At 58.0% G+C, this 10,273-nt stretch carries 11 protein-coding genes and 1 tRNA gene; 4 read left to right on the top strand and 8 right to left on the bottom strand.

Annotated features, from left to right (window positions below):
• Window positions 1–197: 197 nt before the first annotated feature.
• Both ykgO and QKE19_RS06975 read right to left on the bottom strand, forming a co-directional pair.
• Window positions 198–320 (bottom strand): type B 50S ribosomal protein L36, encoded by a 123-nt coding sequence (ykgO, locus tag QKE19_RS06980; RefSeq protein WP_005511141.1) that lies wholly within the window; start codon window positions 318–320, stop codon window positions 198–200.
• 251 nt (window positions 321–571) lie between these two features.
• A complete protein-coding gene (locus QKE19_RS06975) occupies window positions 572–2,053 on the bottom strand; it encodes a sugar porter family MFS transporter (RefSeq protein ID WP_141744329.1) in 1,482 nt (493 codons plus the stop codon).
• Between the two features lie 38 nt (window positions 2,054–2,091).
• Between QKE19_RS06975 and nadE the strand changes: the two genes are divergently transcribed.
• Entirely contained in the window at window positions 2,092–2,943 is an 852-nt protein-coding gene (gene nadE / locus QKE19_RS06970; protein ID WP_070545790.1) for an ammonia-dependent NAD(+) synthetase, read from the top strand.
• Window positions 2,944–2,994: 51 nt separating this feature from the next.
• Here the strand turns inward: nadE and QKE19_RS06965 are convergent, their stop codons facing one another.
• From QKE19_RS06965 to pgm, 6 genes are all read right to left on the bottom strand, one after another.
• The gene (locus QKE19_RS06965; protein WP_224784081.1) at window positions 2,995–3,591 is read right to left on the bottom strand and encodes a TetR/AcrR family transcriptional regulator; all 597 of its coding nucleotides are present in this window, start codon (window positions 3,589–3,591) and stop codon (window positions 2,995–2,997) included.
• 179 nt (window positions 3,592–3,770) lie between these two features.
• Entirely contained in the window at window positions 3,771–4,205 is a 435-nt protein-coding gene (locus QKE19_RS06960; RefSeq protein WP_070545787.1) for a pyridoxamine 5'-phosphate oxidase family protein, read from the bottom strand.
• 135 nt (window positions 4,206–4,340) lie between these two features.
• Window positions 4,341–4,416, bottom strand: a tRNA-Ala gene (locus tag QKE19_RS06955).
• A 175-nt stretch (window positions 4,417–4,591) separates the two neighbouring features.
• Entirely contained in the window at window positions 4,592–5,323 is a 732-nt protein-coding gene (locus tag QKE19_RS06950; RefSeq protein ID WP_070429782.1) for a thioredoxin domain-containing protein, read from the bottom strand.
• Window positions 5,324–5,467: 144 nt separating this feature from the next.
• Window positions 5,468–5,908, bottom strand: coding sequence for a MauE/DoxX family redox-associated membrane protein (locus QKE19_RS06945; RefSeq protein WP_048733317.1), 441 nt, complete (start codon window positions 5,906–5,908; stop codon window positions 5,468–5,470).
• A gap of 54 nt (window positions 5,909–5,962) precedes the next feature.
• Window positions 5,963–7,618 (bottom strand): phosphoglucomutase (alpha-D-glucose-1,6-bisphosphate-dependent), encoded by a 1,656-nt coding sequence (gene pgm / locus QKE19_RS06940; protein ID WP_048733320.1) that lies wholly within the window; start codon window positions 7,616–7,618, stop codon window positions 5,963–5,965.
• Between the two features lie 282 nt (window positions 7,619–7,900).
• Here pgm and QKE19_RS06935 point away from each other — a divergent pair, with 282 nt between their 5' ends.
• The 3 genes from QKE19_RS06935 (at window position 7,901) to QKE19_RS06925 (ending at window position 10,239) form a co-directional block, all read left to right on the top strand.
• Window positions 7,901–8,320, top strand: coding sequence for a CrcB family protein (locus QKE19_RS06935; RefSeq protein ID WP_224784093.1), 420 nt, complete (start codon window positions 7,901–7,903; stop codon window positions 8,318–8,320).
• Complete coding sequence (locus QKE19_RS06930) at window positions 8,317–8,742, top strand: CrcB family protein (RefSeq protein WP_049172850.1); 426 nt, start codon at window positions 8,317–8,319, stop codon at window positions 8,740–8,742. Before QKE19_RS06935 ends, QKE19_RS06930 begins: the two co-directional genes overlap by 4 nt.
• 69 nt (window positions 8,743–8,811) lie before the next feature.
• On the top strand, window positions 8,812–10,239 hold the full coding sequence (locus tag QKE19_RS06925) for a sodium:alanine symporter family protein (protein WP_048733326.1): 1,428 nt from the start codon (window positions 8,812–8,814) through the stop codon (window positions 10,237–10,239).
• Window positions 10,240–10,273: the final 34 nt, after the last annotated feature.

Here is a 10,273-nt window from a genome sequence, read left to right as displayed (position 1 = left end):
GGGCCAATTTTGACATAAACGCAGTCAGTAACTTCCATCGCCCCACCGCCCCCAGCCATAAACGCTGTCACCGCCTGAACCTACCTCCTCCAAAAACCAAAAACCGCAACCTTTGGCCACAGTAAAACTGCGACTTCAGATTGCGGTTTTGGCAATAAATGAGGAAGCTATTTGCTTCGCGCTAGCCTAAATAAGGCTTAGCCCTGACGGGCCTTGAAGCGCGGCTCCTTCTTGTTGATCACGTAGACCTTGCCACGACGGCGCACGACCTGAGCGCCCGGCTTGTTCTTCAGCGACCGAAGGGACTTGCGGACCTTCATTCGGGCGCTCCTTTCTACTCGGCTCCGAAACGGGAATGTGCACACTGCACTCTCCCCGGACAATCACCCCAGTGACTGCCTGGCAACGCACCCTTCCTGATAATCCGAAGAAATATCAAAGAGGATGCGTTACGACACGAGTTGCCATACTACCTAATAAGCGGAATAACTCCAAAAATCCGGGGGAAACATGTTCTTTGACGGGCAACCCCAAGATCGCGACTCCCCACGTTGCAACTGCTTCCACTTCTCTACTTGGCAGCGGCAATCATGTACTCGCGGACCTCGGCAAGCGTCTTACCTGAGGTCTCCGGCACCGCCTTGATGGTGAATACCAGCGCAATTGCGCCCGTAATGGCAAAGAAGAAGAACGACCACGCACCACCGACAGCATCCACCATCGGAAGAAAAGCCTGCGCCACAAACCAATTCGCAACCCATAGCGCGAGCCCTGCCAGCCCCATACCCAGGCCACGAGCCTCTGTCGGGATGATCTCGGAAATCAGGAGCCAGGTCGCCACCGACACAGCCGCCTGCTGAAACACGATAAATACGGTCATCAGCAGAAGCGACATCATGGCACCCGTCGAAGAGTTACTCGACAAACCATAGACGGGCGCCAGCACGAGCAGCGAGCTTGCACAGCCCACCAAACCGATAATCAGCATTCGCCGACGACCAACGCGGTCAATGATGCTCATACCAATTGCACACGAAATCACCGAGGCGATACCGATGATGATGGAGGTATAGACAGAGCTTTCCGTCGACAAGCCAACCTTGTTCATCATCGTCGGCGCGAAATACATAATCGCGTTCGCGCCCGTGACCTGTTGCGTCACACCAATGAGCATCGCAATAATGACGGTGCGTCGCACCCACGGGGTTTTCACGGCAAGGCGCTCGGCTGCACGCTGATCGGCGCTTGACGACGCCTCATCAACGGCAACCTCAGCCAGGGTCGCCTCATCTCCCTGCATCTGACGCAGCACGGCCAGCGCCTTGCCCTCCTGTCCTCGACGGACGAGGTAGGCCGGAGTGTCCGGCAGAACCAGCATGCCGATGAGCAGCACGATGCCGGGGACAGCGCCGAGTCCAAGCATGAGTCGCCAGTTACCGGAGGAGGCTAGGGCGGAGTTGGTGAGGAACGCCACCAGCTGACCAATCACGATCATCAGCGAGTTCAGGCTGACCAGGCGTCCACGCACATGCGGTGGTGCCATTTCGGAGATGTACATCGGTACGACGATGGAAACACCACCGATACAGACGCCGAGCAAAGTACGCGCAGCACCCAGCGAAAACGCACTAGTAGCGAAAGCACACCAGATACTGCCGATGATGAAGCCGACCGCTCCGAGCAGGATGGTGCCACGGCGCCCCAGGGAGTCCGCTACGCGACCGCCCAGGAACGCACCGATAGCCGCACCGACCAAGAGCATGGCGGTGACAGTGGACTCCTGTCCTGGAGTCAGCTCAAAAGAGCGCTGGATATACAGCAGCGCGCCCGAGATGACACCGGTGTCGTAACCAAAGAGGAGGCCGCCCAGAGCGGCGATGATAGCCACGGCTATCGACCGAGTTGTGGTGGTTTCCCGGTTCGGTCCAGTCTTATTCTGTTCGGTTGTACTCACGCTGGAAATCTTGCCACCGTCCGGCCAAAGACCCCCTATCCGAACAGCACTTACTCGATAAAGATGAGAGTTTTGGCACTCTTCTGGCAGGAAAATCATCCCTTTTCCCGTCCTGAACTAGCGGTAGAGTGAGGCTCATGACACCAGTAGGCACACAGGATTTCCCACACCCCCTCCAGTCGGAGATTATTAACGACCTCCACGTCCAGCCCACCATCAATGCCGCCGAGGAAATCAGCCGCCGAGTCGATTTTCTCTGCGATTATTTCCGCGCCGCGCACGCCAAGGGATTCGTGCTCGGAATTTCCGGCGGTCAAGATTCCACGCTAGCCGGACGTCTAGCGCAGTTGGCCGTCGAAAAGCTTCGCGACGGCGGCGAGGACGCCACCTTCATTGCCATTCGCCTCCCCCACGGCGTGCAGGCCGATGAGGACGACGCACAGGTGGCACTGCAATTCATTCAACCTGACCAAAGGCTAACTATCGATATCGAACCGGCCACCGCCGCGATGACCGCCCAGGTCACCGATGCCCTGGCCGGCAGCGCTATCAGCGACTTCAACAAGGGAAATATTAAGGCCCGCATGCGCATGATTGCCCAGTACGCAGTGGCGGGTGTTGACGGCGCTTTGGTCATCGGCACAGATCACGCCGCGGAGGCTGTCACCGGCTTCTACACCAAGCACGGCGACGGCGCCTGCGACCTCGTTCCGCTGCAGGGGCTGAGCAAGCGCCAGGGCGCGGCCTTACTCCGTCACCTCGGCGCACCAGCCAGTACGTGGGAGAAGGTGCCGACGGCCGACCTGGAAGAAGATCGCCCTGCGCTTCCCGACGAAGTTGCACTCGGGGTGACCTATACCGCCATCGACGACTACCTCGAAGGCAAGGCCGTCTCAGATGAGGATGCCGCGCGAATCGAGTATCTCTACTCCATTTCCCGGCACAAGCGAGCCGTCCCTCCCGGACCGGCCGATTCCTGGTGGCGCTAGGCTACTGCCCCGGGCCACCGATCCAGCGTCCCGGACAGAGCAGCAAACCCCTTAAGAGAAGGCCTCCGCGCCAGCGTCCCAAATAGCCCCAACTGCGGCCAAGCTGTCTGCCGCACCGGCTTCAGCGCTGGGTTCCAGCGCAGGTGAACCATCCTGGACGAGCTCGGCGGTCACCAAACCGTGGGCGAACGCCCACATGGCCAATCCCTTAGGCTCATCGCCGGCAACCTTAATGAATGCATCACGAATCCAGGCATCCAACGACGAAGGCGAGACGACATTCACGAAATTAGTGCGACTCATCAGCCGGTAACCATGCGGATCGTCGAGAACTGCCTGGCGGTACGCCTGCAGCAGAGACGCCGAAGTGCATTCCTCATCAATGGCAGCATGAATACGCTTGCCCAGATTCTCGAGGCTCTCGGTCAGCAGCAGCTGAAGGAGCTCTTCTTTGCCGCTGATGTGCTTGTACAGCGATGGCGCCTTCACATCGAGCCGCGCCGCTAGGCGGCGCATGCTGATAGCACTCCAGCCCGATTCGCGCAGCATCGCGCGCGCTTCATCTACGATCTTCTGCATACGTGGGGACTGCCTGCGCACATCGGGCTGCGCTGGCACCCCATCGGTCGATTCTATGGTGCACGTCACATTTGCGACTGTAACGGGTTGAATCTCACTTAGGGCGATTTTGGGTAATTTAACCCAACAATTTTTAAAAAAACAGCTAACGGCGGTGCTCAGTCACTAAAAGCTGCCTTTGCACGCTACAAGCTTTGCTTCACGACGGATCCCCCACCGTCGTAAAGCAAAAGTGCCATATGCCACCGCTACACTTCGTAGCGATTCGGCTCCTCACCGAGGTGGAAATGGCGACCCGAAACATCGTTCGGGGTAATGCGCACGTAGTTGTACTTCAACGTCGGCAGCCAGGGCTTCAGCGGCAGCTCATCTGCAGCGTTAATATCAGCGCGGGAGGTGAGAACCTCTGCGTCCCCCTTAACGATGACCGACCAGGCCTTCTGAGCATCCTTGTCAACAAAGTCGGCCTCAAAAAGAACATCGTGGTTCAGAGAAACAGTAAAGAGCTTCGACCCCTCGGCAGTGCGGAAGTAAATGTTCCCCTCATGAACGACGTAGTTCAGTGGGAAAAGATCCATATCGTCTTTACGACGAACAACCAGTCGCCCAAAAGTCTGCGTAGCCAGCAGCTCAAGGGATTCTTCGGTGGACAGTTTCTGAATAACGGAGTCGTTGTGTGCCATACCCCCAGTATTCCACCGTTCAGACAAAGTTGCTACAGCCATACGGATTACCAATCATTGAGGTAAACGGCGAGCACACTACCCAGGGGCAGATACAAGAAAACCCCCGGTCATAACGACCGAGGGTTTTTCTACTGGTGGAGCTAACGGGACTCGAACCCGTGACCCCCACACTGCCAGTGTGGTGCGCTACCAGCTGCGCCATAGCCCCAGAATCAACATCGAAGTGGCTTTCACCCTCCGCTGTGGACTCCTCAAAGGCTACATGGCACTGTCATGTATCACCAAATCCGCATGTAGAACACTCTTTTACGTATTCGCCGAGTGCCCCAGAGTGGATCTGCCGAACATGAACTGAAGATGAATCGTGTGAGCGTGCACGGAACCTAGCGCAGGGCCACCTTGACCCACTGCCCCAGTCCGCCATCACCGGAAATGTTCTCCAGAATATCCTTGCCATCGACAAAGACGTGCGGTGAGGAAACCTTGCCCAAGCGCTTCTCAAGGTCATCGAAGTTGGCATTTGCGCTTGCCTTAGCCTCGGTGGTGTCGATGCCGGAACGGACTTCGCTGACAATTTCGTCAGCAACACCGAGCTGCTCCAGACGGTCAGCCAACTCATCATCGCTCCACGTGACAGAGTTCTGCTGGTCAGCCATCATCATCGTGCGGAAGTTCCAATATGCGCGAGCATCACCGGTCTCAGCAATCTTGCGGGCAACCGCGAAGACGCGAGTGGAGTGACCGTCACGCTGCTCCTTCTCCTGACCATCCAGGAAGTTCAGCGTGCGGTATTCAGCGACAAGCTTGCCGTCGTTTAGCGCCTTGAGCTCATCATCGTGGCCCTCTTCGCTCATCTGAGCACAGTAGTGGCACGAGTAGTCCTCAAAAATCGTGGCTGTTTTAGCCCCTTCGGCGCCGTCCTTGCTCAGTCGGATGACATCGCCGTCGAGTGCGACGGAGAAGTCGACGTCCTCATCTGGCAGTCCCTCAATCGGCTGCGACCGGCCGATGTAGATAACGCCACCAATAACAACTGCAACGACAGCAAGAAGAGCAATCAGGCCGACGACGAAGCCACTGCCCTTTTCATTTGGATTCTTAATCTTCTGACTCACACCGCTTACGATAGCGGTGTTTTCTTGCCAATGACACAATTGCGCCTGAGAAAACGGAAATGGTTGTTAGGCCGCATCGCTAGGCCCCATCACCTTGCCCCATTCCCCTGGCCTATCCCCTAGGCTTCCCCTCTAGCCAGCGGACTAGGCGTAAATGGCAAACTTCTTCCACGGCCACACGTACACAAATACAGCCAAGGCCAGAAAACCGATGTCTCGGGCGATTGACTTTAGATATGAAACCGCGTCAGCGTTCTCGTCGTAGCCACCGCCACCAAAGCAACCGCAGTCAATCTGCAGGCCGCGCGCCCACGCCGAGATAATGCCGCCGATAAACACCAGCAAGAGCGCGCCAGACAACACCGCTACCGGGCGCAGGAAAAGCCCCAATACCAGCAGGAGTCCAAGGATGACTTCGAAAGCGGGCAGCGCAACCGCTACCATCGGCACCAAATCGCTCGGCAGCAGCTCATAAGCTTGAACTGCCTGACGCGATTCCAGCGGGTTCAGCAGTTTGATAAGACCCGAGTACAACCAAACTGCAGCCAGGCCGAATCGTGCCACCACGCCTACGAAATTCTTCATACACAGAAATGTTAGTACAGGCTAACTGTTTACAGCTAGCCCAATGGTTACCGATTACCCGTTCAGGACTGCCGAGACCACGTCCTGCGCCTCAGCCTGAACCTGTGCCAGGTGATCCGCGCCTTTGAAGGACTCCGCGTAGATCTTGTACTTATCTTCAGTGCCCGACGGACGCGCCGCGAACCAAGCGTTCTCCGTAACCACCTTGAGGCCACCAATCGCAGCGCCGTTGCCCGGTGCTTCAGTCAGTTTGGCTGTAATGGTCTCCCCTGCCAGGGTGTCGGCCTTGACCTGCTCCGGCGAGAGCTTCTTCAGGATTGCCTTCTGCTCACGGGTTGCGTCCGCATCGGTGCGGGCGTAAGCCGGGGCACCGTACTTATCGGCGAGTTCTGCGTAGAGCTGCGATGGAGTCTTCTCGGTCACAGCCTTGATCTCGCTGGCCAGGAGGTCCAGGATGATGCCGTCCTTATCGGTAGACCACACAGTGCCGTCGTGACGCAGGAACGATGCACCAGCGGATTCTTCACCGCCGAAGCCGATGGTGCCGCCGAGCAGACCCGGGACGAACCACTTGAAGCCGACTGGAACTTCCACGAGCTTGCGGCCCAAATTGGCAACGACGCGGTCAATCATCGACGAAGACACCAGCGTCTTACCGACCGCGGTCTCCTGCGACCAGCCCGGACGGTGCGCGAAGAGGTAGTCAATGGCAACGGCCAGGTAGTGGTTCGGGTTCATCAGACCCGCGTCCGGTGTCACAATTCCGTGGCGATCGGAGTCCGCGTCATTGCCGGTGGAGATGTCGAACTTATCGCGGTTACCAATCAGGGACGCCATCGCATTCGGCGAGGAGCAGTCCATACGAATCTTGCCGTCTGTATCCAGCGTCATAAAACGCCAGGTCGCATCAACCAGCGGATTGACCACGGTCAGGTTTAGGTTATGCGCATCGCCAATTGCGCCCCAGTAATCCACCGACGCACCACCCATTGGGTCGGCGCCGATACGCACGCCGGCATCACGGATGGCGTCGAGGTTGACAACATTCGGCAGGTCCGACACGTATGCGTTGAGGTAGTCGTGCTTTACGACGAGGTCTCCGGCCTTATCCACCAGCTGGCGCTTAACCCCATCCAGGCCCTTAGCCAAGTATTCATTAGCACGAGCTGCAATCCAGTCCGTCGCATCCGCGTCCGCCGGACCACCGGTCGGCGGGTTGTACTTAAAACCACCATCCCGTGGCGGATTGTGGGAAGGGGTAATCACGATGCCGTCGGCACGCGCGGCGCTACTCCCCGTCGGACCTCCCTCCACGTCGCGGTTGTACGTCAGAATCGCGTGGCTGACTGCCGGAGTCGGCGTGTAGCGATCCTGAGCGTCAACCATCACGGTGATGCCGTTGGCCGTGAGCACCTCGAGGGCGGAAATCATTGCCGGCTCGGACAGGCCGTGGGTATCGCGACCGACGTAGAGCGGACCTTCAATGCCCTGGCCCTTGCGGTAATCCACGATTGCCTGAGTAGTGGCGTGAATGTGGTCTTCGTTGAAAGCGCCGTCGAGGGAGGAACCGCGGTGACCGGAAGTACCGAAGACGACCTTCTGGTCGGGGTTATTCGGGTCCGGGTGCTTTGTGTAGTAAGCAGTGACCAGTTCCGCGACATCGATAAGGTCGGATGGCTGGGCCAATTGCCCGGCGCGCTCATGAGCCATTGTGGGTATCCTCCTGCTGAATCGGCGAACTGCGCAACCACCGATTTCACCGCCGACGAGCCGGCCGGAATGGGGAAACCGGACTTAAATGCGCTTCCTCTTCCCCAGTGTCCCCGTTTTAGGGTCAGCGCGCATGGCAAGAACCACTCGGTAAGGCAAACTCGCCCCTGCAATAGGGTGCAGTAGGTAGATTGTCGCGTGCCGACGGGAACACCTCCTGGTGAAAGATTCCGAATTGTCGGCGCCTACCTCCCCTTTCGCCACTGTGCTAGCGTTTTCACCGTGAATGAGGAATCTGTCGTTGCGAAACTGCCATCAGCAGGACGGGCGCAGGTTCTCATGGCCCTGGTTGTCGCCGGCGGTGCCGCTATTGGCGCGGTAAGTCGCTTTCTGCTCGGCGCGGCAATCGATGCGATTGTGAGCTCGGGAACTAGCGCAGTTTCGACCACTGCCATCAACTTGTTGGGCTGCTTTCTCTTCGGCCTGGTCAGCAGTATCGCGTTTGCTAATCCTCGGCTTTCCGCTTTCTGCGGTACTGGCTTTTGTGGCGGTTTCACCACTTTCTCCGCATTTGTCATTCTCTTGTTGGTGCAAGCGGACACGTCAGTCGTACTGATTGTGAGCGTCGGACTTATTCATCTGCTGTGCTGCCCTCTCGCCTACTGGTTGGGCACCAAGTGCGCACGGGAGGTCGCGGAATGACCGGCGATCTCCTCGGCTCTTTTTCCTCGGCACTCTCTGCCATCCTCGCTATCGCAGTTGGCGCGGCAGTAGGTGGAGCGCTGCGCTATGCGCTGGCCGAACTTGCGGTGAAGTGGGCTGATTCCAAACTACCCGGAACGTGGACCGCGAATATGATTGCCTGCTTCGTCGCCGGTGTCGCTGCTGTGGTGTGGTCGCGGGGAACGTCGATAAGCAATGGCATGACGCCTGCTCTGGCCTATGCGACGGTAATGATTGGCTTCGCCGGCGGCCTGTCGACGTGGTCCACACTCGCCGGAGAGATCGTACGCCTTAAGAACCAACACTTTTGGAGGGCATGTGGGTACCTTGCTCTCACACTGATTGGCGGAATAGTTTTTGCTTTCGTCGGAATGTGTTTACCCCCACTTGTGGCGAATTAGTAGCACAATAATCATTTTCTGAGAAATTAATGATCGAATTTAGGCTTTCTACCAGTAAAGTTCCACAGCATGGAAAGCTTCAGCGATTTTGCCTCAGCGGCGGATAGTTTTATTTGGAGTCCGTATCTCCTGATCCCCGCGCTGATCGGCACCGGAATCATTTTGACCATTCGCCTGGGTGCAATTCACCTGGTCAAACTCGGCCCGGCACTGCGCCTCGGACTCATCGACCGTAACGACGAAGACGCCGAGGGAGATATCACCAACTACCAGGCGCTTGCGACGGCTCTCGCGGCAACAGTCGGTGTCGGCAACATTGTCGGTGTCGCTACCGCGATCGGCCTGGGTGGACCCGGTGCGCTGTTCTGGATGTGGGTGACCGGCCTGCTTGGTATGGCATCGAAGTACTCCGAGGCATTCCTGGGTGTGAAGTACCGTCAGGTCGATGCAGCTGGCGAACAGTCCGGTGGCCCGCAGTACTACCTGCGCAAGGCCATCCCGAATGGTTTTGGTAAGACGCTCGGTATTCTCTTCGCCGTCTTTGCTGCGCTGGCAGCGTTTGGTATCGGCAACCTGACCCAGGGCAATGCCGTGGCCTCGAACCTGGAAAACAGCTTCGACATCGATCCGACGCTCTCCGGCATGATCATGTTCATCCTGGTAGGTGCGGCGCTGATGGGTGGCATTAAGTCGATTGGCCGCATCACCGCCGGCTTTGTGCCGATGATGATTGTGCTCTACATCGGTGCGGCCGTGTGGGTGCTCGTCGCCAATGTCTCGGCGCTGCCCGAGACCTTCAAGCTCATCTTCACCGATGCTTTCACCGGCACCGCGGCCGTTGGTGGGTTCGCAGGCTCCACGCTCATTCTCGCCCTGCAGATGGGTGTTGCCCGCGGCCTGTTCTCCAACGAGTCGGGCCTGGGTTCCGGTGCTATCGCCGCTGCCGCCGCATCGACCACTCACCCGGTTCGTCAGGGTCTGGTCTCCATGACTCAGACCTTCATTGACACCATCATCGTCGTGTCCTTCACCGGCCTGGTTATCATCAGCACCGGTGTTTGGCAGGATGGCAACGTCGACACTGGCGCTCTGACTGCTGAGGCATTCTCCCGCGGTCTACCTGGCCACTGGGGTGGCACAATCGTCACGCTGTCGGTTGTCTTCTTCGCATTCTCCACCATGCTGGGCTGGTCCTACTACGGTGAGCGCGCATTCGAGTCCCTGGTCGGTCGCCGCGGCACCGGTCTCTACCGTGCGGTCTTCACCTGCGTAGTCTTCGTCGGCGCTGTTACTCATCTGGAAACCGTCTGGTCCGTCGCCTCGGCTCTCAACGGCCTGATGGCGCTACCGAACCTCATCGGTCTGATTGTCCTGTCCGGGCTCATTGCGCGCGAGACAAAGGCCTACCTCAAATTTGACCCGCAGTTGCGCGCAACGGCGGCAGAGATTGATAAATGGCAGTCTCAGCAAAACTTCGAGGCCTTCAGCAAGAACTAGCTGAAACTAGCAGCTGCTCGTAGGGACTACGACA

It is taken from the genome of Corynebacterium sp. c8Ua_99, assembly GCF_039907185.1.
Lineage (GTDB): Bacteria > Actinomycetota > Actinomycetes > Mycobacteriales > Mycobacteriaceae > Corynebacterium > Corynebacterium jeikeium_D.
This window is presented reverse-complemented; position numbering and strand designations above follow the sequence as displayed.